A 22,049-nucleotide genomic window follows, 5' to 3' on the forward strand; every position below is an offset into this window, starting at 1 on the left:
CGCTCACCCCTTCATTCCTGTCATCGTGATGCCCTGGATGAAATAGCGCTGTGCAAAGAGGAATACGGCGATCACCGGTACGACGGAGACCGTCGCACCGCACATCAGCAGACTGATCTGGGTGAAGTACTCGCCCTGGAACTGGGCCAGCGCCACCGGCAGCGTCTGCAGGTTCTCGGAGTTGATGTAGATCAGCGGACCGAACAGGTCGTTCCACGACTCGAGGAAGGTGAACACCCCGATCGCGGCCAGCGCAGGCTTGGTCTGCGGCAGCATGATCCGCCAGTAGATGCCGAAGGTGGACGCGCCGTCGATCTTGCCGGCGTCCTCCAGTTCCTTCGGGATGGTCAGGAAGGACTGGCGCATCAGGAAGGTGGCGAACACCGGCGTGAGCACCTTCGGCACCCACAACGGATATTGCGTGTCCACCCAGCCGATGTGCCGGAAGACGATGTACTGCGGGATCAGGTACGCGATCCCCGGGATGATCGAGGTGGCCAGCAGCACCATGAACGCGATGTCGCGGCCGGCGAACTGCAGTCGGGCGAAGGCGTAGCCCGCCATCGACGCGACGATCAGGATGCCGATCACATTGAGCCCAGCCAGCTTCACGCTGTTCCACAGGAACACCGGGATCAGCTCGAACACCTGCCGGTAGTTGTCCCACTGCGGGTCCGTAGGCAGGAACTTCGGCGGCACCGACAGCACCTGCGCCTCCGGTCGCAGCGAGGCGCTGATCATCCACACCAGCGGCGCCAGGAAGGCCACCGCGAACAGTCCCATCACCAGGTACTGCGACGTCCGGCTCGCGATCCTCATGAGTAGAACACCCATCTCTTCTGCAGTTTCCACTGCAGGAAGGTGACGGCCGCGATCACCGCGAACAGGATCCACGCCATCGCGGAGGCGTAACCGACCTTCCCGAAGCCGAAAGCGTTCTGGTAGATGTTGAAGATGTAGACGCTGGTCGCGTGGCCCGGCCCGCCCTTGGTCATCACGTAGATCAGGCCGAACACCTGGAACGACGTGATGAACTGGGTGATCAGCAGGAACAGGAAGTGCGGCGTGAGCAGCGGCAGCGTGATGTAGCGCAGCCGCGCCAAGGCACTCGCTCCGTCGATCCGGGCGGACTCGAAGTACTCCTCGGGCAGACCCTGCAGGCCGGCCAGCAGGATGATCATCGGATAGCCGATGCCCTGCCAGACGCTGACCAGGATCACCGCCGGCATCGCCCAGGTCGAGCTCGACAACCACTGCGGCCCGGTCACGCCCAACTGGCTCAGCAGCCCGTTCACCACGCCGTTGTCCGGCTGGAAGAACCAGAACCAGACGAACCCGATGGCGACCACGTTCGTCACGTAGGGCGCGAAGTACGCGGTCCGGAAGAACGACACCCCCTTGATCGGCCGGGCACACAGCAACGCCAGCACCAGGCCGATCCCGATCGTCAGCGGGATGCTGACTCCGGTGAAGTACAGGGTGTTCTTGAACGTCTGCCGGAACAGCGGGTCGTTGCCGAACAGGTCCTTGAAATTCTGCAGCCCGACGAACTTCGGCGCCGAGATGCCGTTCCAGCTGGTCAGCGACGCACCCATCGAGACCAGGATCGGGAAGAACTGGAAGACCACCACACCGACCACCACGGGGCTGATGAACAACCAGCCCACCAGGTTCTGCTTGCGTCGTTCGCGCCGGGCGTCGGCGACCGCGACGGATCGGCTCCGGGTCAAGGTCATCGTTGCCATCGACATCAACCCTTCAAGGCGGTCTCCACCTGCGGCTTGATCTGCTGCAGCACCTCGCCGACCGGCTTCTCGCAGTTGTAGGCGTTGTCGAGCGCCGGCCGGTACAGCTCGCGGGCGCCGAGCGTGTTCTTGGTCTGGTTGGTCGCGGTCAGGTGCTTGGACGCCTCACCGAACAGGCCGATGTGCTGCGGCATCTTGCCACCAGGCGCGAGCTCGGCGGCAGCCTTGTTGTTGATCGGCGTGAACGCCCCGCCCTGCAGCAGGATCCGGCCACCGTCCTCGCTGGCCAGGTACTTCAGCAGGCCCCAGGCCTGGTCGGGATTCTTCGCCTTCTTCGGGATGCAGAACACGATCACGCTGGACTCGGTCTTCTGCTCGACGTCCGCCGGTGGCGGGGCGACGTCCCAGGTGAAGTCCTTGATCGTGCTGCGCAGGTACGGCACGGTGCCGAACGTCGCGTACATCATCGCCAGCTTGCCCTGGGCGAACAGTTGCGTCTCCGCGTTGTCCTGCTGCAGCATCGACCACGGCGGCTGGACCTTGTCCTTGCAGGTCAGGTCGGTGGCCCACTGCAGCGCCTCGACCTCCTTGTCGCCGGCCAGCGTGAACTGGCTGCCGTCCGGGGAGAAGATGCCGGTCTGGCTGCCGTGGTTGACCGTGAAGGTCTGCTCGTACCCGGTGTCCAGGTAGACCAGCGCGCCCCAGCGCTTGCCCGGGATGGTCAGTTTCTTGGCCCGGTCGGCGAACGCGTCCCAGGTCCAGGCCGTGCCGGTCCAGGTGGTCGGCGGCAGCGGGACCCCTGCCTCCTTGAACAGATCGACGTTGTAGAAGACCAGGCGGGGCTCGTACCCGACCACCCAGGCGGTGTGCGATCCGTCCGCCTGCTTGGGGAACTCGAACACCTCCTTGGCGAACTGGGCGGTGTCGAGGCCGTCCTTCTCGATGTAGGGCTTCAGGTCCAGCAACGCGCCCTGCTCGGAGAAGCCGCGGACGAAGTCGTCGTTGATCCGCATCACGTCCGGCGGACTCCCGCCGGCCAGCAGTGTGCGCATCTTGGTGTCGTACTCCTGGGTGACCGCCGGCTGGACGGTGACCGACGTACCGGAGGACTTCTCGTACGCCTGGATCGCCTGCTCGAGCGGGGTCGCCTTGACCTGCTGCCAGTTCAGGAAGGTCAGACCGTTCTTGCCGCCCGCACCGCTGTCACCGTTACCGCCGCAACCGGCGAGCAATCCGCCGGCCGCGAGGCCGGACAAGCCGGCGAGAAACCTGCGGCGGCTCAGATCTGAAGGGAATGTCTGCACCGGAATCTCCCATCTACGTCGTCTCGAGATGGCCTGCGCAAGCCCTGTGTAGGACAATGTGAATACGTATACACGCGCGTCGGCACGGGGTCAACGGCACAGAACCAACGACCTGTTCATGAGACTCTCTGCTGGAGCGCGCACGGCGATTACGGGAGGGGAACCGACGATGGGCGGAACTGGGCGGCCACCGACGAGCAGGGATCTGGCGCGATTGGCCGGGGTATCGCAGGCCACGGTGTCCCGGGTGCTGACGAACAGCCCACGCGTCTCGCCCGACACCCGGGCCCGGGTGCTGCAGGTGCTGAAGGACGCGAACTACACGCCGAACGCGCTGGCCAGGGCGATGAAGACCGGGCGGACCGACACCATCGGCGTCTTCATGACCCGGGTGACGAGCCCGTTCCACGCCGCCCTGCTGGACGAGATCGGCCGGCTGCTCAGCGAGGTCGGCCTGCACATGATCCTGTGGAACATCGAGCACGACCCAGAGGAGACCGTCAGCGAGGTGATCCAGCAACGACTCGTGGACGGCTTCATCCTGACCTCGGCGACCTACGACTCCAAGCTGCACAGCATGGCCCTGGCCTCCGGTACGCCGACCGTGCTGCTGCATCGCGGCATCGACGGGCTCGACTGCGACCAGGTCGTCGGCGACAACTGGCAGGGCGCCTTCGACGCCGGCCGGTACCTGGTCGAGGCCGGTCACCGCGACATCGGCCTGGTCACCCTGGAACACACCGGCAACACCTCCCGCGACCGCGATCTCGGCTTCCGCGCGGCTCTCGCCGCGGCCGGGGTGCCGATCAAGGAGCGCAACGTGATCAGCACCGGGGTCTCGCACGAACACGGTCATGCCGCGGCGGTGCAGCTGCTCTCGGCCGAGCAACCGCCGACCGCGATCTACACGGTGACCGACCTGCTCGCGTTCGGGCTGCTCGACGGCGCCCGCGCCCAGGGGGTCAAGGTCCCCGAGGACGTCTGGGTGATCGGGTTCGACAACACCGACATGGCGTCCTGGGAGGGGTTCGACCTCACCTCCGTGAACCAGCCGATCCACGCGATCGTCGAGCAGGGCATCGACCTGCTGCGCCGCCGGATCGGCGATCCGGCGGCGGAGACCACCATCATCAACCTGCCCTGCCCGCTGGTGGTCCGTGGCTCGACGGCCAACACCGTCATCGGCTGAAACCGCCTGGCCGACAGCGGCACCCGGGTCCGGAGTACGGATTATGAATTTCTTGTTTCGGCCAGGGCACGGGAGACGTCGAGGAGGAGGGGATCACCGTGATCGGCTACTCAGCGATCCTGCAGCAATGGCAGGACGTCTCGTAGTACGGCTGCGTGCTCCTCGGGCTTGGCGAGACCCATGTTCATCGTGTTCACGCACAGGTGGGTGGCGCCGAGCTCACGCCAGCCGTCGACGAACGCGGGCCACTCCTTCTCCGGGACCGCGCCCAGACTCAGGCGCGCCTCGATCCCGACCTCGGCCGGGTCCCGCCCAGCCTCTGCCGCGGACGTGCGGATCAGCTCGACCTGGGCACGGGCTTTGTCATCCGGCGGGCTCTGCGGCATCCACCCGTCACCGATCCGCCCGGTACGCCGGAGTACGGCGTCGGCACTTCCGCCGAACCAGACCGGGATGTTCCGACGCGGCGGCAGCGGGTTGAGCCCGGCCTCGACGACCTGGTGGAAGCGGCCCTCGTAGCTGATCACCGGCTCGGCCCAGAGCTTGCGCAGTAGGTCGACCTGCTCGGTGAGCCGGGCGCCACGCTGCTCGAAGGGGACGCCGAGCGCCTGGTACTCGACCTCGTTCCAGCCGATGCCGACGCCGAGCCGGAGGCGGCCACCGCTGAGCACGTCGACTTCGGCGGCCTGCTTCGCGACGAGCGCGGTCTGCCGTTGTGGCAGCACGAGCACCCCGGTGACGAGCTCGAGCGAGGTGGTGATGGCGGCGAAGTACCCGAACAGGACGAAAACCTCGTGGAACAAGGACTTGTCGGTGTATCCCTTCCAGCCCGGGCGATTCGCCGGGCTGGCGCCGAGCACGTGGTCATAGGCGAGGGCATGGGTGTAGCCGGCACTCTCGACGGACAGGGCCCAGTCGCGGACCACCGCCGGATCCGGCCAGATCTCCAACTGCGGGAAGACGGCACCGATCCTCATGCGCTCACTCCTGCCAGCAACGTGATCAACCCTTCCACTGCCTGCTCGAACGGTTCCTCGGAGTCTGCGGCCCGCGCCAGGACATAGCCACCCTGGAGTACCGCGGCGATGGTGGCCGCCGTCCTGGTGGCGTCCAGCGCGGCCGGGTATTCGCCCTTCTTCTTGCCCTCGGAAATGATCTCGGCGAGCCGGCCGCGGAGCCACTGGAAGGTCTCGTCGATCGGTGCGCGCAGGGCCGGATCGGCGATCACGTCGGGGTCGGAGGTCAGCCGGCCCATCCGGCAGCCCCTGAGCACCTCCCGGTCGCGCTCGAGGTACCGGGTGATCCGGTCGGTCGCCGTACCGCCGCTGCTGAACTGCTCTTCGGCGGCCGCGCGCAACTCGGCACCGGACCGCTCGATCGCCGCCCTGGCGAGCTCGGCCTTGCCGCTGAAGTGGTGGTACATGCTGCCCTGGCCGGCCTCCGCGGCGAGCTGGATCGCCTTCGGGCTGGTGCCGACGTAACCCCGTTCCCAGAGCAGTTCCTGGGTGCTCCGGATCAACCTTTCCGCTGTCTCCACGCCGTCACTGTACCCACTCGTAGGTACAGCAGAATTCGCGACTATTGTTACCGGTTGATTTCAGGCTGTTGTCCAGACCGGGCCGACCGGGTGCCGCACCACAGCGGCGGCGGGGTTCGAGGCACGGCCGGATCTGACCCCGCCTGGGTCCAACAGATAGTCTCGGCCAACATGTGCACCCAGGTCGCGATCGCCGTCATCACCTTTCGGCGACCCAGCCTGCTGAAGTGCCTGCTCGACAGCCTGCTGGCCCAGGAACTTCCGGAGGGCTCCGGCTACCAGGTGCGCATCATCGTGGTCGACAACGACGACGAGGGATCAGCGAGCGAGGTGATCGCACTCGCCGCCAAGGACGGCCGTTATCCGGTCGTGGCGGCCGTGGAACCCGAGCCCGGTATCCCGTTCGCCCGGGAGAAGTCGGTCCGGCTCGCCTGGGACGACGACGCGCTGATCTTCGTGGACGACGACGAGGAGACCCCGCCCGGCTGGCTGGCCGCCCTGCTGGACGCGTGGGAGACGACCGGCGCCGATGTGGTCACCGGCCCGGTCAAGGGCATCCTGCCGCCCGGCGCACCCGCCTGGAACCGGTACAGCGACGTGCACGACTCGACCGGGCGGCACCAGACCGGCGACGCGCTGAACAAGGCGTACACGAACAACACCCTGGTCGCGCGGCACGTCTACCACTCGGTGACGCCGAGCTTCCACCCCGCCTTCCGCTACACCGGGTCCAGCGACCTGCACTTCTTCCTCCGGGTGCACCGGGCCGGGTTCCGGATCGTCTGGTGCGAGCAGGCCCGGATCCACGAGAACGTGCCGCCCGCGCGCACCACCCTGCGCTGGCTGATCCGCCGCGCCTTCCGCTCCGGCAGCGGCGACACCATCAGCCGGCTGCTGATCCGGCCGGGCGCCGGAGGCTACGTGCAGGTGCTGGCCTATTCTTTGGCCCGGATCGTCTCGGCCGCGGGTTTCGGCCTCGGCGGTCTGGTACTGCTCCGCAAGGCGTACCTGCTGAAGGCTGTCCGCCGGTTCTTCTCGGGGATCGGCAGTCTCGCGGGGATAGTAGGGATCAACCACGACGAGTACCGGGAGCGGCACCATCCTGACGGTGACGACGCTGTGCCAGGCGATCTGGAAGGTGGAGCAGGAACTGGACCTGCTGACCTGGCGGATCAACGGAGCACACCCCTGGCCGATCATCCGGATGCGGGTCTTCCATGAGCTGACCAGGCGCAGCGGACTGCACGGCAACCCGCACCCGGTCCGCCGTACCCGCTCTGACCAGGCACGACTCGTCGCCCGGCACGTCGCGGGCACCGTGACCCGCAACCCGTTCCTGGCCCGCGGCCCGTTCGACGCCCTGGTGGTCCCGCACCCGCGGAAACCGGGCGGTGTCGAGATCTACACCGACCGGTTGCGCGCCGCCCTCGGAGACTCGGCCCTGGTGATCGACTCCGGCATCAACGGGACCCCGCTGACCGGCAGCCGCAACCTCGACTTCTTCACCTCGGCCTCGGGGGCGATCCCCAGCCGCTCGGTCGACGCGCGGTGCAGCGAGATCGCCGACGCCCTGGAAGGCCTGACCGGGGTCAAGGTGCCGATCGGGGCACTCGTCGCCCGCGAACTCCCGAAGCACATCCGGCTCCGCGCGCTCTACCGCTCGCTGCTCAAGCGCCGGCGGATCAAGACCGTGTACGTCGTGGTCGCCTACTTCCACCAGCACATCGTCGGCGCAGCGCGTGATCTGGGGATCCGGGTGGTCGAGCTCCAGCACGGCGCGATCAGCCCGTTCCACCTCGGCTACAGCTACCCGGGCCGGCCGGTGGTGGCGGACCAGCCGGACGAGCTGTGGACCTTCGGCTCGTACTGGTCCGAGGTGGCGGAACTGCCGGCCGGGATGCGGACCCAGGTGGTCGGGGCGTCGTTCATCCAGCCGCTGTCGGAGGAACAACTGGCAGCGAAGGATCCGCGGCGAGTGGTGTTCCTGTCACAGGGGACGATCGGGCCACTGCTGCTCGAGTACGCCGTCGCGCTGGCGGAGGCCCGGCCGGAGCTCGAGGTGATCTTCCACCTCCATCCGAGCGAGCGCTCCAACGACTACCCCGCGCCTTCGTCGGTGCGGGTCTCGTCGGAGGACATCCTCGGGCTGTTGGCGTCGGCCACCTACCAGGTGGGCGTGGCGACCACCGCGCTCTTCGAGGGCATGGTGCTCGGGTGCCGGACGGGCGTGGCGGATCTGCCGGGGCACGAGTACCTGGACCCGGCGATCGAGCGCGGTGACGCCGTACTGGTGCCGAGCCCCGAGGTCCTGGCGACCGGGCTGGCCACTTTGCCCCGGAGCAGCGACCCCACGGCGTACTACGCGCCCCTCGCGCTGCCGCTCTGACCTCAGCCGAGCGGGCTCGCAGTACGGGCTGGGTATGGCGGCTAGGGCGTGCGGCCGATGAAGCCCAGCAGGCGGTCCTGCAGCGGCGCGTCGGCCGGAACCATGACCTCCGGGCCGAAGACCTCGACGCCTGGTCCGAAGGCATCCGGGGTGCGGTACATCTCGATCACCTCGGGCGGGATCGCCGAATTGCTCGACCACAGCCGCTCGACGTCGCCCGGGTCCATGGTCTCGTCCTGGCCGGTCGCCCGGGCCAGGTCCCAGCCGTGCAGGACCAAGTCGTCGCTGATCACCTGGTCGATGTGCGCCTCGGTCGTCATCCGGCCGGCCGGGGTGTCGGACTCCTGCTTCGCGAGCGCCGGATCGTCCAGCACCGCCTCGACCGCGGCCCGCGCCGCCTGGAACGCCGCCAGCGGGTCCTCCTGCACAGTTGTGGCACCGTCGAGGGATCGGCCGGCCGGCATCAGCATGTAGCCGTGCATGCCGACGATGTGGTCGACCACGTCGCGCGCGGTCCACTTCTCGCAGGGCGACTGGTCGCCCCACTGCTCCGGCCGCACCGCGGCGACCTTGTGCTCGAACGCCGCCGCCCGACGGCGATAGCGCTCCGCGATCTCTTCCATCTCGCCCTCCCCTTCTCGGCACCCGACTCTCGGTCGGCTGCCGTGGCGACGAGTATGCACCTCGGCTCGGTCAGTCTGAAGGCACCGGGAACACCGAAGCCGCCGACCCGGAAATGTCGGTGGAGGCTTCTACGCTCGCGGGCATGAAGTTGGTGGAGCTGGGGCGGACGGGGTTGAGGGTCAGTCGGTTGGGGCTCGGGTTGGCCTCGCTGGGTGGGATGTTCGCCGCAGTGCCGGAGCAGCAGGCCGTCGCCACGATCGACCGGGCCTGGGAGCTCGGCATCCGCCTCTTCGACACGGCTCCCGTCTACGGCTATGGGCTGTCCGAACAGCGGGCCGGGCTCGCGCTGCGCGGCCGGCCGCGGGGCGAGTTCGTCCTCTGCAGCAAGGTCGGCAGGCTGATCGAGCCGGGCGGACCGGACATCCAGCCGATCTGGGCCGAGCCGCCGGCCGGACTCGGTCCGCGACTCGACTACTCCTACGCCGCCGTCATCCGCTCCTTCGAGGACAGCCTCAGCCGGATGGGGATCGACCGCATCGACATCCTGCACATCCACGACCCGGACCTCGACTTCGCGACGGCGTCCACCGAGGCGTTCCGTGCCCTGGCCGAGCTTCGCGGCCGCGGCACGATCCGGGCGATCTCCCTCGGCATGAACCACGCGGACGTCGCGGCCCGCTTCCTCCGCGAGACGGGCCCGTCCGGCCCGGACTGCGTCCTGCTCGCCGGTCGCTACACCCTGCTCGACCAGACCGGCGCCGACGAACTCCTCCCGCTCTGCTACAACCTCGGCGTCGCAGTACTGGCCGCCGGCGTCTTCCAGGGCGGCGTACTCGCCGACTCCTCGGACGGAGCCCCGCACGGCTACGCCACAGTCCCACGAGCACTTGCCGCGCGCATCAGCGGACTACGCACGCTCTGCCGCCAGTACGACGTACCGCTGCTGGCCGCCGCGATGCAGTTCCCGCTCGCACACCCATCCGTCCCGGCGGTGGTCGTCGGCGCTCGGAGCCCGGCCGAGATCTCCGAGGTGGCGTCCCTGCTCGACGAGGAGATCCCGGCCGATTTCTGGTCGGCGCTCGAGCGGGAAGGCTTGATCGCCGCCAGCGCGTGCGCCGGCTGACCCATCCGGACTCGCTATGCCCGGCGGGTGGGGTGGCTGATGACCGGCCGGACTGGTTACGGTCAGGGTCTGGCGACCGGAGGGTGGACCGATGCGGTTCATGTTGTTGCACAAGTCCAACGAGGGGCTCGAGGCAGGCCAGCCACCTGACCCCGAGATGCTGGCGCGCGCCGACGCGGTACTGGAGGAGATGCGCCAGGCCGGCGTCCTGCTCACCGCCGAGGGCCTGCTCCCGAGTTCCCGCGGCGCCAGAGTCGCCTTCCCCGACGGCAAGGAGGCCCGCGTCATCGACGGCCCCTTCACCGAGACCAAGGAACTCGTCGCCGGCGTCTCGATCATCCGCGTCGACTCCAAGGACGAGGCCGTCCGCTGGGCCCTCCGCTTCGCCGCCGCCGACCCCGGCACCGAGATAACCATCCTCGAGATCGCCGACTGACCGGCCCCACGAGACCGCTCCCTGAAGCCGGGTCCACAGCAAGTGGAGCTCACCCCGGCGGACGCCCTAGGCGGAGCGTCAGGGCCAGAGCTGCAGCAGCGGTCAGACAGATAGCGGCGGTGGCGAGGACCAGCGAGCGGTAGCCGACGGTAGTGGCGATGACGGCCGCGCCGAGTGGGGCAGTTGCTCGGGCGATGGTGGTGGGCGTGTTGAGGATGCCCGCGATGGTCGCGTAGTCCTGGTCGCCGTACCGATCGAGCAGGATCGCAGGGATCGCGATCGAGGCGACTCCGAAGCCCAGACCGAACAGCACCAGACAGCAGGCCGCACCGGTGACGGTCCGGCCGAGAAACGGCAGCAACCCGATCGCAGCAGCTTGCAAGGCGATGATGGCCGCCGTGATCGACGCTATGCGCAACCACCGCTGCAACACCGTCGTAAGCACCCGGCCGGTGACCGACAACAGCCCGAGCAGGCCCGTGAGGCTCGCGGCGACGGTGGCCGAATGTCCGAGTCTGGTGAGCAACACGACCAGGTGAACCGCCACGATCGCGAGCGCCGCACCGTGCAGGACGAAGGCGAACGCGAGGAGCCAGAAGCCCACGTCGCGGAGCACCCGGCCCGGCGAACCACGCCGGCGCTCTCGTCCGGCAAGCGGCCGGGTACCGCGCAACGCGACCGCGTGCAGCGGAACGGTGACCACGGCAACGATCAGTGCGAGCACGACCAACGCGCCACGCCAGCCGTAGGCGTGGACGAGCAGTCCGGTCAGCGGGATGAAGATCGAACTCGCGAAGCCTGCGACCAGAGTGACGCCCAGCAACGCGTTGGTCCGCTTCCCCGCAGCGGTGACCGCGACGATCACGGCGAACGCCGGCTGGTACAGCACCATCGCCGATGCCGCGCCGACAGCGACGAACACCCCATAGAGCTCGACAGTCGTCTGAACCTGCGACCACGCCAGCACCGCCGCGGCACCAAGCAGCGAACCCGCCGTCATCAGGGCATGTCCACCATGACGATCCAGCCAGCGGCCGACGGGTATCGCCAGTGCTGCGCTCACCAGTACTGCGAGAGTCAGCGCGCCCGTGACGGTCGGCGCGGAGATCCCGAGATCCGTGCTCATCGGCTCGAGCAGCACGCTGAACGCGTAGTACAGGACGCCGTAGCCGATGGTGGTGCTGACGGCCAGTGCGGCAATTACGTCGGGCCGCGAACCGCCGCGGCGACCACCTGTCCCGGCAGAACCGGTGTCGGTGACCGTCGCGGCGGTGTGGAGCATCAGTTGCAGCAGCCCTTTTGGTTGGTGGGCTCGGAGTCGACCACTGTGAGGAGGCCGCCGGTGATTCCGGTGGCCAGGCCTCGGCTGGCTGGGGCGGCCAGGTCGACTGTCTGCGGTGCGGGACCGCAGCAGCCGCCGCTGGACTCGGAGTCGCTGTCGCCGTAGGCGAGGTTGGAGGAGCAGACGCCGGTTTCTGGCAGGGCTAGTTGGACGTCGCGGGCGGCGGCCCAGTCGCCGGCGAGGGCCGCTACCACCGAGCGGGCCTGCTCGTAGCCGGTGGCAAGGAGGAACGTCGGGGCGCGACCGTAGGACTTCGCTCCGATCGCGTAGTAGCCGGGCTCGGGATGAGCGAGCTCGTCGGCACCATGCGGCGGCACCGTGCCGCAGGAGTGCTGGTTCGGGTCGATCAACGGCGCCAGCGCCCGCGTGGACCCGAGGATCGGATCCAGGTCGAGCCGCAACTCCCCGACAATCCCGTGATCCGGACGGAACCCGGTCGAGTTCACGACCGTGTCGGCGACGACCCTGCGGTCGCCGGTGACCAGCTCAACCCGGCCGTCGGCGGTCTTCGCGACCGCTTCGATCCGGAAGCTGCTGACAAGCTCTACCCGGCCTGAGCGGACGAGTTTGTGGAGGCGGGAGCCGAGGGCGCCGCGGGCGGGGAGTTCGTCGGCGTCGCCGCCTCCGTAGGTGCGGGCCTGGTCGGCGCCGCGGACTACCCAGACCACCTCGGTGCCGGGGACCTGCTCGGCCAGTTCACCGAGATCCAGCAGCGTCGTCGCAGCGGAGTGACCCGCACCGACGACCGCAGTACGGCGGCCGGCGAAGCGCTCGCGGTCACGGCCCAGTACGTCGGGTAGCGCGCGGGAGATCGACCCTGCGGCGTCATCCTCGCCGCGCGCGGGGATGCCTGAGCCGCCGAGCACGTTCGGGCGGCGCCAGGTGCCGGCCGCGTCGACCACTGCCGAGGCGAGGAGTTCGGTGCCATCCGCCAGCCGGACGAGGAACGGCGCGTCCTCCCGGCCCGCAGTACGGATGCGGTCGAAGCCGAGCCGGGTCACGGCGACAACCGGCGCGTTGTAGCGGATCTTGTCAGTCAGCGGCGCAGTCTTCGCCAACGGCGCGAGGTAGTCGTCGATCAGGTCGCCGCCCGTGGGCAAGGTGTCGGGATCGGGCGCGTTCCAGCCGCCAGCCTGCTCCAGCAAGCGCTGCGCGGCCGAGTCGATGTCGTAGCGCCAAGGGCTGAAGAGTTTGACGTGCCGCCACTCGTCGATCGCGGCGGCCACGCCCGGACCAGACTCCAGTACGGCGAAGTCGAGGCCGCGCTCGGCCAGGTGGGACGCCGCGGCAAGCCCGATCGGGCCTGCACCGATGACCACGACCGGGAGGTCGGGCTGGGTGACGCTCATGGGTGAGTCTCCAAGCTGTGCGTGAGGTGCTCGGCGAGACGGCCGGGCTCGCCGAGTGCGGGACAAAATAGATGTTCATCTAAACAGCGATGTCCACGTTGCCTCTTGAATAGACAGATGTCAAGATAGACGCATGTCGAAACAGCAGGAGGCCGAAGTCCGCGCCGGCGGTTGTTGCGCGCCGATCAGCGTGTCTCCGCTCGACCCGGCCCAGGCCGTCGAGGGCGCGACCGTCTTCAAGGCGCTCTCCGACCCGATCCGGCTCCGGCTGATGTCGATCATCGCCTCGTCCGGCGAGGAGGTCTGCGTCTGCGACATCACCCCGCACTTCGACGTCAGCGGGCCGACCATCTCGCACCACCTACGCGTACTACGCGAGGCCGGCCTGGTCGACTGCGAACGCCGTGGCACCTGGGTCTACTACTGGCCGATCCCCGACCGCCTACAGTGGCTCTCCACCCTTCTGGCCACGCCGTGAACACCCCGGAAGTTCTCTTCGTCTGCATCCACAATGCCGCGCGGTCGCAGATGGCTGCGGCTCTGCTGGATCACGCGGCGACTGGGAGGGGCTCGACGTCGTCGCGGTTCGCCCGATCCGCGACGAGATCGACCGGCGGATGCGCGAACTACTTGCCGAGTTGATCCCAGAGTGATCAGAAATCCTCGGTGACACCTTCTTCGGCGGTGACGAGAGCATCGATCGCGGCGAAGAAGCGGGCGATGCCGGGGAGGTTGCCGCCCTTCTCGCGGGACGCGGCGAAGTCCTCGGGGGTCGCCCACTCGACGATGTCCAGCCACTCGCCGTCCGGCAGGCGCACTAACTGCGCGCGGACGAACCCGGTCCGGTCGGCCTCGAAGTCTTTCAGCATCCCCGGCCGCGAGGCGAGCAGTTCCCCGGTCTTCTCGGCCGCCACCTTGAACCGGGTCAGTTCGATCGTGCTCATCGCCATCTCCACTAGTCATCGATCCTGATAGTCACTATCGATGACTATATCCTGCGTCAGGGATCAGGAGTTGGAAAGGGCGAGGTGGAGCAGTGGGTAGGGCTTGCCGAGGCCGTCCAGGGCTGAGCGGCCGACCTGATGGAAGCCCTCGTGCAGGTAGAAGCCGACCGCCTGCGGGTTCTGCTCGTTGACGTCGACGGTGGTCGCGCCGAAGACGGTCACCGCGTGCCGGAGCAACAGCTTGCCGCCGCCCTGACCGCGGACGGCCGGGTCCAGGAACAGCATCTCGACCTTGTCCCCCTCGACCCCGACGAAGCCGACCAGCAGATCGTCGTCGTCCCGCAGTACGGCGAGGTGCCGGATCTCGCCGAAGGAGGCGTGCACCAGCGGACGGAACAGCGCGATGTCCGCATCGGTGACGAAGTCGTGCGTCGCCCGGACGGACGCCTCCCAAACCTGCGTCGCCCGGTCGTGCTCGTCGTCCCGGATCTGCGTAACCCTCACCACAACCCCCTGATCAGCCCTCCCCGACGGTAGAGCGGCAGCCCGTCGGGCGCGACCGGATTAGCTCTCCAGGTTTGTGGCGGCCCAGCCGGCGATGTCGTCGCGGCGGATGGCGGCGGCCATCAGATCGGGGAAGAGATCGGGCGTGCACGCGAAGGTCGGGATGCCGAGCTCGGCGAAGGCGGCCGCGTTGTCGGCGTCGTAGGACGGCGTACCCGAGTCGGCCAGCGCGAGCAACGCGATCAGCTGGACGCCGGAGTCGACGAGCGAACGGACCCGGCGGAGCAACTCCTCCCGCGAGCCGCCTTCATAGAGGTCGCTCACCAGCACCATCACCGTCTCCGCCGGGCGGCTGACCAGACCCTCGCAGTACGCAAGGGCGCGGTTGATATCGGTCCCGCCGCCGAGCTGGGTGCCGAAGAGTACGTCGACCGGGTCGTCCAGCTCCTCGGTCAGATCCACCACCGCTGTGTCGAAGACGACCAGGCTGGTCCGCAGCGCCCGCATCGACCCCAGTACTGCGCCGAACAGGCTGGCGTAGACGACCGACTCCGCCATCGACCCCGACTGGTCGATCGCCAGCACCACATCACGTTGCACGCTGTGATTGCGCCGGGCATAGCCGACCAACCGATCCGGCACGATCGTGCCGAGCGAGGGCGAGAAGTGCTTCAGGTTGGCCCGGATCGTTCGGTCCCAGTCGATGTCCGAGTGACGCGGCCGCCCGGTCCGGCCGGCGCGGTCGAGCGCGCCGGTCACGGCGGCCCGGGTTCGCTCGGCCAGGCGTTCCTCGAGCTCGACCACCACTCGGCGGACGACCTCACGGGCGGTCTGCTTGGTCTCCTCCGGCATCACCTCGTTCAGCGCGAGCAAGGTGCTGACGAGGTGGACGTCGGGCTCGACCGCGTTGAGGAGCTCGGGCTCCATCAGCATCCGGGTGATGCCAAGCCGCTCGACCGCGTCACGCTGCATCACCTGGACGACCGTGCTCGGGAAATAGGTCCGGATGTCGCCCAGCCAACGAGCCACCCGGGGTGCCGACGAACCCAGTCCGGCCGATCGCTTGGTCCCCGGCTCGCCCCGCTCCGCGTCGTACAAAGCAGCCAGGGCCGCGTCGACGGATCTGTCCGCGGCGGACAACGTCGTACCGGTCTCCGGGTCGGCCTCGCTGCCGAGCACCATTCGCCAACGGCGCATGCGTTCGTCTTCGGACACCGTCACACCCCCAGCAATCTCGCCACGACCGGCAACACGGATGCCGCCAGCAACGAATCCAGCTCGTTGTCGTCAGCAACCACCATGGCAGCGGGATCACCCAGCGCGCGGGCCCGGTCCCCGATCGACCGGCGCTCCGGCGAGGCGAAGGTCCCGAAGGTACGCCGGAGCAACGGCAGCGCCTCTAGGAACGCGTCGTCGGGGATCGCCGTCAGCCACGAGTCCACCAACGCGAGCAGGCGTTCGTCGTGCACCAGCAACAGACCACCACCGGCCAGGAATCCCTCGACATAGCCGGCGGCATCGGCGGTCGGAGTACCGGGGGAGAGCGCCCGGCCCAACCGGAGCGCAACCTCGGCGGCATCCAGTCGCGAGGTGTCGAGCATCAGCCGGGTCAGCCGTCCGGCGATCAACGGCGGCACCGACGGTCGCCCGCTGAGGACTTCCAGCGTCGCCAACCACTCGAGCCGGACGGCCTCGTCGAGCAAGGCGGTCGCATCCTGCACCCCGTCGATCAGTTCGAGCACCGACGCCGCGGCCTCGGGATCCAGCCCGTGCACGGTCCGCCCGAGCCCGGCGCACACTCGCGAGACCATCCGCCCGGCGACCAACCCCAGTCCCTCGGCAGAGCTTCCACGCACATCGCCATACCGAGCGGATCGCGCCAACGCGGGCAGCGCGGCCATCAGATGACCTACGTCGGCGTCCTTCGCCGCCCTGGTGTCGACGCCCTGCAGCAGAGCCGGCAACGCCTCGGCCAGATCAGCGAGCAGCGACCGCTCAAGCGCAGAAGTCACCTCGGCCAACGTGGACGACTCGTCGGCGACCCGCAGCATCACCGTCGTCGCAGCACCGAGCACGGTCGTCCCATGAGCACCGGCGGCTACGAGATCGACCTCCAGACCGGGATCCCAGGCGAGCGTCCAGGTCTCCCGGAACGTGCCCTGGTTGCGTCGCTCGTCAGCTGTCGGGACTCCCCAGTCGATACCGAGAATCCGCAACCGGTGCAACAATCTCGACTTCTCCAGGTCGTTCGGCTTCCGGAGGTCGAGCTCCACCACGCGTTCGGCGGCGTCCCGCTTCAACCGCAACCGCCTGGCCTGTGCGGCAAGGTCCGCCGCCACCGGCGCCTGCGGAGTGTCACCCGGTACCGCGCCGAGCAGCTCGCCCACCACAGCCTCGCGAGTGACCAGGTCGAGCAGTACGTCGTTGCCGCCGCACATGACCGCCCGGGTGGCCTCCGTGACTTCGCTCAACCCGGCGAGCGGTCGCTCCCGCAGCGCAGCCAGGGTTTCCGCCAACCGGACAGCCTCGATCACGTGAGCACTCGACACCGGCAGGTCCTCGGCCCGCAGTACGCGCGCGACCTTGCCGAGCCAGCGCGCGGTGATCTGGTCGGGCGCCGTGAACAGATGGTGGTACCAACCAGGCGAGGTGACGCCGGCGCCGTACCCGCTGGAGCTCGCGAGCCGGCCGTGCGTCCACGGCACCCAGGTGCAGGCGACCTTGCGTTTGGGCAGTCCCTTGAGGATGCGCGCGTCGTGAGTTGCCGGGGGCAACGGCGCTTGCAGAGCAGGCACATGCCAGGCGCCACAAATCACGGCGATCCGCTCGAATCCCTCTCGCAGCGCCTTGCGCAGCACCGTGCGCATGTAGGCCTCGCGCTGCGCCTCGCGGCCGGCCGCCGTCTCGTCCCGGCGCAGCTCACCCATCGCCTCCGCGATAACCGTGAACGGTTCGGCCCCGTCCCGCCGATGCTCGATCACGTCGTCCCACCAGCGCTCGGGATCGTCGTACCCACCAGCCGCGGCCAGCGTCGCCAGCGGATCCGCCGACAGCCCCCGCCGCTCCGAGCGATCCGAGCTGCCGAACTGGTACGCCGCCGGCAGATCGCAGAACCGTACCGGTACTCCGGCCGCCAGCGCGTGCCGGATCGCCTGCCATTCGGGGCTGAACACCGCGAACGGCCAGAAGGCGGCCCGGGTCGAATCGTCCACCGCATAGGCGAGCAACGCCACCGGCGGCACCATCTCCTCCGATGCGGCGAGCTCCACCACCTTGTCGGCCTCGGGCGGTCCCTCGATCAGCACGACGTCAGGCTGCAACTCCGTCAGGGCGGCCGCCAGCGCCCGGGCCGAACCCGGTCCATGGTGCCTGATCCCGAAGAGGTGAACGGTCATCCGGTGATGTCCCTGCAGGCCCGGTAGAAGTCGGCCCATCCGTCCCGCTCGCGGACCACCGTCTCCAGGTACTCCGACCAGACCACGCGATCCGCCGACGGATCCTTGACCACGGCTCCGAGGATGCCGCCCGCCACATCATTCGAGCGCAGTACGCCGTCGCCGAAGTGCGCCGCGAGGGCGAGACCACCGGTCACCACGCTGATCGCCTCCGCGGTCGACAGCGTGCCGGACGGCGACTTCACCGCGGTCCGGCCGTCCTCGGTCCGCCCGGCGCGGAGCTCCCGGAACACCGTGACCACCCGGCGGATCTCGTCCAGCGCGTCGTCCTGCTGCGGCAGTTCGAGCGACGACCCGAGCTGCGCAACCCGGCGCGACACGATCTCCACCTCGTCCTCGGCGGAATCCGGCAACGGCAGCACGACCGTGTTGAAGCGCCGCCGGAGCGCGCTCGACAGCTCGTTCACGCCCTTGTCGCGATCATTGCTGGTGGCAATGACGTTGAATCCCTTGCGGGCCTGGACCTCCGTGCCCAGCTCGGAGATCGGCAGCGCCTTCTCGGACAGGATCGTGATGAGGGCGTCCTGGACGTCGGACGGCATCCGGGTCAGCTCCTCGATCCGGGCGATCTTCGCGTCCGCCATCGCCCGGAACACCGGACTCGGCACCAGCGCCGCCTCACTGGGGCCCTGGGCAATCAACTGCGCGTAGTTCCAGCCGTAGCGGATCGCCTCCTCGGCGGTGCCCGCGGTCCCCTGCACCAGCAAGGTGGAATCCCCGCTGATGGCCGCCGCGAGGTGCTCGCTGACCCACGTCTTCGCAGTACCCGGTACGCCGAGGAGCAGCAGCGCGCGATCCGTCGCCAGCGTCGCGACGGCGACTTCCACGAGACGCCGCGGGCCCACGTATTTCGGCGTGATCTCCATGTCTCCCGCCTTGCCACCCAGGAGATACGTCACCACCGCGGCCGGGGACATCCGCCAGGCAGGCGGCCGCGGCCGGTCGTCCGCGGCGATCAGCGCGGCCAGCTCTCCCGCGTACTCGTCCTCAGCGTGCGGGCGCAGGATTGCAGGGCTCACGGTCATGACAGCTCCTCGTACATCTCACGACGGAAGATCAGGGTCTCGACAAGACGCCGCCGCCAGGTGTCTTCCTCACCAGTCGGCTCACGAGTGATCAGATGGTTCAGTACGTCGGCCGGAACCGCGCGCGCGGCGATGCTCGCCAGCCGGGCCCAACTGCGAGCGGCTCCTACCTTCGCGAGCTGATCGAGCACGAAGGCCCCCAGTGGCGCCGGCCACGGCACGGGTAGTCCGCCGACCAGGTCCGCGAGGTCGATCCTTGCCCGCAGCAACTCGATGGCGGACACCCACTCCTCCGGTGGCAGGGTCCGCAGCAGCTCGGCGGTCCGGTTGTCCGTCGTGGCGCCCGTGGTGAGCAAGGCGCGCGCCCAGTCGGCTGATCGCTCGCGCACGGCCGCCTCCGCCCAGGCGACCTGAAGGACCTCCGGGGCACACCCTTCGACCGGCATCCCGAGCTGCTCGAGCTTGGAGGCGGACAACGGCGCCGCGGCAAGGACCTGCCTGAACCACCAGGCCCGCTTGCCGAGCCCCTCGTGCGGTTGCGGGTCGATTCCGTCCCGCAACATCGACGGGTCAACCTTGGTCGGCAGGGTGACCGCGATGACCCCTTGGCTGACCGTCAGATGGGACCACACCCGCCGCGCCATGCGTTCGCCGTACTGCGAACCGGGGATCCGCGCGAGCAGGGTCGCCGCGGCCCGGCGTACTTCCTTCGCGCGGTCGTCGAGGGCGGCCTCGCAGAACTCCTCGTCGGCCGGCGACAACTGCTCAGCAAGCAGCCCGAGGAAGTCCAGCCGGGTGGCGGCGGGTTCGGTCGGCCAGACCTCCTGGAGCGCCTCGAGCGCAGCAGCGGGATCACGGCGACGCAACGAGCGCAACCAGCTCCGGCGCTGCAGGACGTTGCCATGCGTCCAGATCGCCGGATCGTTGCCCTCCACAACCGCATCGTGCAGGAACCGCCAGTCCGGGTTGAGCTCCGCGAGCCAGCTCGCCCGCCGCCCGGCCGCCGCGACCACCAACGGCCGGTACTCCGCGCGGTTGCGCGCGTAGTCGGCTAGCGCGGGAAGGTGTTCCGGCGGAACACCCCAGCCTCGTTCGTTCGCCGCGCGCAGCCACTCGCCGAGCGCAGCGGTCTGGAAACCGGTGAGCATCGCGGCGAGTCTGCGGATCGCCACCGGTCTTGGGAGCGGACGGTCTTCCCCCGCGGCAGGTTCGAGCGGCGTGAGGCCTTCGAGCGGCGTGCGGCCGGCTCGTTTGTAGAGGGTCGCGAGCGCGGCAGCGTCGAGCAAGCCCCCGTCGCCCAACTGCTCCTGGATCTTCTCCGGCAGCTCCTCGAACCGCGGCGGCCGCCGCTCGGTCCCGAGCAACGCCGAACTGACCAAGCCGTCCCAGCCCCTCATGACAGGATCACCGGCCGATCGCCGTCCCAGCAGGTCATCGGCTTGAACCCGGCGCGATTCCACTCGCCGGCCACCGTCACGGGATCACCGGCCGAGACCGCGAGCAGCTTCCACAGATCCACGCCGGGTAGCACCTCCAACGCGTCACCCGCTTGATCCACGAGCGCCCAGTTCTCGCCGTTCTTCGCCGGACGCACGTCTGCCAGGACGAGCGGCCAGCGCTCGTTCCAGGGATCCGCAGCCAGCGATTCGACGTACGACGCCAGCGCCTGCTTGGCGTTCAGGCCACCCGGCCTCGGGGAGGGCAGGCGGGGTGCCGTCTGAGTGAGAAGGGCGCGCATCGGCAAGGCGCCCGGGTAGAACGACAGCACGCCGGGGACAAGCTCGCCCGGACGGGCCGGAAGGGGATCGAGTTGCCGCCCGGCCGGCGCGAAGTTGAGGATCAGCGCGAGCCTGCCGGTGGTCACCCCGCGCAGCCACAAGCGCCGTACGGTCAGGCGGTCGTCCGGCTCGATCACCCGGCCGAGAACGAGCCAGTCGTCCTCGACCTTCTCCCCTTCGGCCAGAACCCGCGCGGTTTCAACCGTCCAGCCGATCCTGGACTGCACAGTGTCGGCCAGTGCGGGCGGCAGCTCGCCGAGCCTGCCGTGGGCGGACACCACCAGGTGGATGAGGGACAACTCCTCCAGCAGTTCGCCGGGCCAGCCGTGTCCGCGCCCGACCACCCCGGCGGCTCGGCGTACGGCTCCTGCCACACCTGGAGCCTGCGCGTCCACCATGCGCGCAGCCAGCCGGCTCAGCTCGGAGTACCCGCGCTGCTCGAACCCGCTCAGCCCTCGGCGTACCTGGTCGTCCAACCAGCTCTGGAGCTCGGCCATGCCCGCCGAGACCCGATCAGCCCGCCGGGACGCCCGCTGTTGGGCCGCCAACGGGTCGGCTACCTCGCCCGGCTTCTTCTCAGCCCGCTCCGCAGACCGCTCGGCCCGACCGGCGCGCTCGGCCAGCCAGCCGGACACCCAGTCAGGTTCTTCAGCGGGTGGTACCTCGCCGGTCGCCCACAGCAACAGCAGCCCCAGAGCGTGCTTGCAGGGAAACTTCCGGCTGGGACACGAACACTTGAACGCAGGCCCGGCTAGCTCCACCACCGTCTGATACGGCTGCTTCCCACTCCCCTGGCACAACCCCCAGACCGCCTGCTCAGAAGCGCCAGCACCGGCCCACTTGGCCCCCCGAGCCTGCCCCTGCCCAGCCTTGGCCGAAGCAGCATCCGGCGCCAGCGCCAGCACCCGCTCCAATTCCCAAGCCACCCCGAGAGCATGCCACCTGACGCCGACAGCTCAACTCCCGAGCCGGTCGCTAGTGCCCTACCCGAACGCCTGCCGTTCGGAGTCGTAGGCGCCGCTCTCCGCACATGTGGCTTGAGGTCGACGAGTCCACCGACCCCGAGGGCCACCTGCTGGTCCACGCCACCGCCACGGACGTTTGCCAAAGGGGCGCATGCTGCCGCACGCGAGGTGTATCCGGGTCGGTCCGGGGCCCTCACAGGAGGAACGCCGAGAAAAGAGGCCGCCAAGACTGCGGCACAGCACCTCTCGCACGGGTCAGGATTCGGGGCAGCGACATCAGTCTCCGCGAGCCCTGAAGCAGACCGCACAAGCCGGAATATTCGCATTCGCAATAGCATGTATG

General features: G+C 68.9%; 22 protein-coding genes. 7 read left to right on the forward strand and 15 right to left on the reverse strand.

Features of this window, described 5'->3' with window-relative positions:
• Positions 1-3: 3 nt before the first annotated feature.
• From ACFPJ1_RS23030 to ACFPJ1_RS23040, 3 genes are read right to left on the reverse strand one after another with little or no spacing between them, the layout of a single operon-like run.
• Positions 4-819, reverse strand: a complete 816-nt coding sequence (locus ACFPJ1_RS23030; RefSeq protein WP_380106887.1) for a carbohydrate ABC transporter permease — start codon at positions 817-819, stop codon at positions 4-6.
• Positions 816-1,745: a carbohydrate ABC transporter permease gene (locus ACFPJ1_RS23035; protein ID WP_380106889.1), complete on the reverse strand. Its 930-nt coding sequence runs from the start codon at positions 1,743-1,745 to the stop codon at positions 816-818. Before ACFPJ1_RS23035 ends, ACFPJ1_RS23030 begins: the two co-directional genes overlap by 4 nt.
• 5 nt (positions 1,746-1,750) lie before the next feature.
• Positions 1,751-3,049, reverse strand: a complete 1,299-nt coding sequence (locus ACFPJ1_RS23040) for an ABC transporter substrate-binding protein (protein ID WP_380106891.1) — start codon at positions 3,047-3,049, stop codon at positions 1,751-1,753.
• 169 nt (positions 3,050-3,218) lie between these two features.
• Here ACFPJ1_RS23040 and ACFPJ1_RS23045 point away from each other — a divergent pair, with 169 nt between their 5' ends.
• Complete coding sequence (locus ACFPJ1_RS23045; RefSeq protein WP_380106893.1) at positions 3,219-4,238, forward strand: LacI family DNA-binding transcriptional regulator; 1,020 nt, start codon at positions 3,219-3,221, stop codon at positions 4,236-4,238.
• A gap of 110 nt (positions 4,239-4,348) precedes the next feature.
• Here the strand turns inward: ACFPJ1_RS23045 and ACFPJ1_RS23050 are convergent, their stop codons facing one another.
• Positions 4,349-5,215 carry an LLM class F420-dependent oxidoreductase gene (locus tag ACFPJ1_RS23050; RefSeq protein ID WP_380106895.1) on the reverse strand — a complete coding sequence of 289 codons (867 nt, stop codon included), beginning with the start codon at positions 5,213-5,215 and terminating at the stop codon, positions 4,349-4,351.
• A complete protein-coding gene (locus ACFPJ1_RS23055; protein ID WP_380106897.1) occupies positions 5,212-5,775 on the reverse strand; it encodes a TetR/AcrR family transcriptional regulator in 564 nt (187 codons plus the stop codon). Before ACFPJ1_RS23055 ends, ACFPJ1_RS23050 begins: the two co-directional genes overlap by 4 nt.
• Before the next feature lie 171 nt (positions 5,776-5,946).
• Here ACFPJ1_RS23055 and ACFPJ1_RS23060 point away from each other — a divergent pair, with 171 nt between their 5' ends.
• Positions 5,947-6,996: a glycosyltransferase family 2 protein gene (locus tag ACFPJ1_RS23060; RefSeq protein WP_380106899.1), complete on the forward strand. Its 1,050-nt coding sequence runs from the start codon at positions 5,947-5,949 to the stop codon at positions 6,994-6,996.
• Complete coding sequence (locus tag ACFPJ1_RS23065) at positions 6,884-8,161, forward strand: hypothetical protein (RefSeq protein WP_380106901.1); 1,278 nt, start codon at positions 6,884-6,886, stop codon at positions 8,159-8,161. The genes ACFPJ1_RS23060 and ACFPJ1_RS23065 overlap by 113 nt, the downstream gene beginning before the upstream one ends.
• Before the next feature lie 41 nt (positions 8,162-8,202).
• On the opposite strand, the gene ACFPJ1_RS23070 is transcribed toward ACFPJ1_RS23065, so the two are convergent.
• Positions 8,203-8,784 (reverse strand): TIGR03086 family metal-binding protein, encoded by a 582-nt coding sequence (locus ACFPJ1_RS23070; protein ID WP_380106903.1) that lies wholly within the window; start codon positions 8,782-8,784, stop codon positions 8,203-8,205.
• A gap of 143 nt (positions 8,785-8,927) precedes the next feature.
• On the opposite strand from ACFPJ1_RS23070, the gene ACFPJ1_RS23075 reads away from it, so the two are divergent.
• Both ACFPJ1_RS23075 and ACFPJ1_RS23080 read left to right on the forward strand, forming a co-directional pair.
• Positions 8,928-9,908, forward strand: a complete 981-nt coding sequence (locus tag ACFPJ1_RS23075) for an aldo/keto reductase (RefSeq protein ID WP_380106905.1) — start codon at positions 8,928-8,930, stop codon at positions 9,906-9,908.
• Positions 9,909-9,999: 91 nt separating this feature from the next.
• Complete coding sequence (locus ACFPJ1_RS23080) at positions 10,000-10,344, forward strand: YciI family protein (protein WP_132189322.1); 345 nt, start codon at positions 10,000-10,002, stop codon at positions 10,342-10,344.
• A gap of 49 nt (positions 10,345-10,393) precedes the next feature.
• Here the strand turns inward: ACFPJ1_RS23080 and ACFPJ1_RS23085 are convergent, their stop codons facing one another.
• Both ACFPJ1_RS23085 and ACFPJ1_RS23090 read right to left on the reverse strand, forming a co-directional pair.
• Positions 10,394-11,626 carry an MFS transporter gene (locus ACFPJ1_RS23085; RefSeq protein ID WP_380106906.1) on the reverse strand — a complete coding sequence of 411 codons (1,233 nt, stop codon included), beginning with the start codon at positions 11,624-11,626 and terminating at the stop codon, positions 10,394-10,396.
• Complete coding sequence (locus ACFPJ1_RS23090; RefSeq protein ID WP_380106908.1) at positions 11,626-13,035, reverse strand: FAD-dependent oxidoreductase; 1,410 nt, start codon at positions 13,033-13,035, stop codon at positions 11,626-11,628. Before ACFPJ1_RS23090 ends, ACFPJ1_RS23085 begins: the two co-directional genes overlap by 1 nt.
• A 133-nt stretch (positions 13,036-13,168) precedes the next feature.
• Here ACFPJ1_RS23090 and ACFPJ1_RS23095 point away from each other — a divergent pair, with 133 nt between their 5' ends.
• Together ACFPJ1_RS23095 and ACFPJ1_RS23100 are read left to right on the forward strand one after the other, a co-directional pair.
• Positions 13,169-13,513 (forward strand): ArsR/SmtB family transcription factor, encoded by a 345-nt coding sequence (locus ACFPJ1_RS23095; RefSeq protein WP_380106909.1) that lies wholly within the window; start codon positions 13,169-13,171, stop codon positions 13,511-13,513.
• Positions 13,510-13,677, forward strand: coding sequence for an arsenate reductase/protein-tyrosine-phosphatase family protein (locus ACFPJ1_RS23100; RefSeq protein WP_380106910.1), 168 nt, complete (start codon positions 13,510-13,512; stop codon positions 13,675-13,677). The genes ACFPJ1_RS23095 and ACFPJ1_RS23100 overlap by 4 nt, the downstream gene beginning before the upstream one ends.
• An 11-nt stretch (positions 13,678-13,688) precedes the next feature.
• On the opposite strand, the gene ACFPJ1_RS23105 is transcribed toward ACFPJ1_RS23100, so the two are convergent.
• The 7 genes from ACFPJ1_RS23105 to ACFPJ1_RS23135 form a co-directional block, all read right to left on the reverse strand.
• A complete protein-coding gene (locus ACFPJ1_RS23105) occupies positions 13,689-13,979 on the reverse strand; it encodes a hypothetical protein (RefSeq protein ID WP_380106912.1) in 291 nt (96 codons plus the stop codon).
• A gap of 63 nt (positions 13,980-14,042) precedes the next feature.
• Positions 14,043-14,483 (reverse strand): acetyltransferase, encoded by a 441-nt coding sequence (locus ACFPJ1_RS23110; protein ID WP_380106913.1) that lies wholly within the window; start codon positions 14,481-14,483, stop codon positions 14,043-14,045.
• Between the two features lie 60 nt (positions 14,484-14,543).
• On the reverse strand, positions 14,544-15,698 hold the full coding sequence (locus ACFPJ1_RS23115; protein ID WP_465261083.1) for a VWA domain-containing protein: 1,155 nt from the start codon (positions 15,696-15,698) through the stop codon (positions 14,544-14,546).
• Between the two features lie 2 nt (positions 15,699-15,700).
• Positions 15,701-17,878, reverse strand: a complete 2,178-nt coding sequence (locus ACFPJ1_RS23120; protein ID WP_380106917.1) for a DUF5682 family protein — start codon at positions 17,876-17,878, stop codon at positions 15,701-15,703.
• Positions 17,875-18,963, reverse strand: coding sequence for an ATP-binding protein (locus ACFPJ1_RS23125; RefSeq protein WP_380106918.1), 1,089 nt, complete (start codon positions 18,961-18,963; stop codon positions 17,875-17,877). The genes ACFPJ1_RS23120 and ACFPJ1_RS23125 overlap by 4 nt, the downstream gene beginning before the upstream one ends.
• Positions 18,960-20,360, reverse strand: coding sequence for a DUF5691 domain-containing protein (locus ACFPJ1_RS23130; protein WP_380106919.1), 1,401 nt, complete (start codon positions 20,358-20,360; stop codon positions 18,960-18,962). Before ACFPJ1_RS23130 ends, ACFPJ1_RS23125 begins: the two co-directional genes overlap by 4 nt.
• On the reverse strand, positions 20,357-21,667 hold the full coding sequence (locus ACFPJ1_RS23135; RefSeq protein ID WP_380106921.1) for an SWIM zinc finger family protein: 1,311 nt from the start codon (positions 21,665-21,667) through the stop codon (positions 20,357-20,359). Before ACFPJ1_RS23135 ends, ACFPJ1_RS23130 begins: the two co-directional genes overlap by 4 nt.
• Positions 21,668-22,049 lie beyond the last annotated feature (382 nt).

Source organism: Kribbella qitaiheensis (genome assembly GCF_042657745.1).
Taxonomy (GTDB): domain Bacteria; phylum Actinomycetota; class Actinomycetes; order Propionibacteriales; family Kribbellaceae; genus Kribbella; species Kribbella qitaiheensis.

Bases quoted from the DNA above. Each gene is read 5' to 3' on its own strand.
- ACFPJ1_RS23095 (WP_380106909.1), top strand. From the start codon at position 13,169: ATGTCGAAACAGCAGGAGGCCGAAGTCCGCGCCGGCGGTTGTTGCGCG.
- ACFPJ1_RS23075 (WP_380106905.1), top strand. From the start codon at position 8,928: ATGAAGTTGGTGGAGCTGGGGCGGACGGGGTTGAGGGTCAGTCGGTTG.
- ACFPJ1_RS23080 (WP_132189322.1), top strand. From the start codon at position 10,000: ATGCGGTTCATGTTGTTGCACAAGTCCAACGAGGGGCTCGAGGCAGGC.
- ACFPJ1_RS23105 (WP_380106912.1), bottom strand. From the start codon at position 13,979: ATGAGCACGATCGAACTGACCCGGTTCAAGGTGGCGGCCGAGAAGACC.
- ACFPJ1_RS23125 (WP_380106918.1), bottom strand. From the start codon at position 18,963: ATGACCGTGAGCCCTGCAATCCTGCGCCCGCACGCTGAGGACGAGTAC.
- ACFPJ1_RS23045 (WP_380106893.1), top strand. From the start codon at position 3,219: ATGGGCGGAACTGGGCGGCCACCGACGAGCAGGGATCTGGCGCGATTG.
- ACFPJ1_RS23070 (WP_380106903.1), bottom strand. From the start codon at position 8,784: ATGGAAGAGATCGCGGAGCGCTATCGCCGTCGGGCGGCGGCGTTCGAG.
- ACFPJ1_RS23085 (WP_380106906.1), bottom strand. From the start codon at position 11,626: ATGCTCCACACCGCCGCGACGGTCACCGACACCGGTTCTGCCGGGACA.
- ACFPJ1_RS23035 (WP_380106889.1), bottom strand. From the start codon at position 1,745: ATGGCAACGATGACCTTGACCCGGAGCCGATCCGTCGCGGTCGCCGAC.
- ACFPJ1_RS23030 (WP_380106887.1), bottom strand. From the start codon at position 819: ATGAGGATCGCGAGCCGGACGTCGCAGTACCTGGTGATGGGACTGTTC.
- ACFPJ1_RS23130 (WP_380106919.1), bottom strand. From the start codon at position 20,360: ATGAGGGGCTGGGACGGCTTGGTCAGTTCGGCGTTGCTCGGGACCGAG.
- ACFPJ1_RS23090 (WP_380106908.1), bottom strand. From the start codon at position 13,035: ATGAGCGTCACCCAGCCCGACCTCCCGGTCGTGGTCATCGGTGCAGGC.
- ACFPJ1_RS23060 (WP_380106899.1), top strand. From the start codon at position 5,947: ATGTGCACCCAGGTCGCGATCGCCGTCATCACCTTTCGGCGACCCAGC.
- ACFPJ1_RS23050 (WP_380106895.1), bottom strand. From the start codon at position 5,215: ATGAGGATCGGTGCCGTCTTCCCGCAGTTGGAGATCTGGCCGGATCCG.
- ACFPJ1_RS23120 (WP_380106917.1), bottom strand. From the start codon at position 17,878: ATGACCGTTCACCTCTTCGGGATCAGGCACCATGGACCGGGTTCGGCC.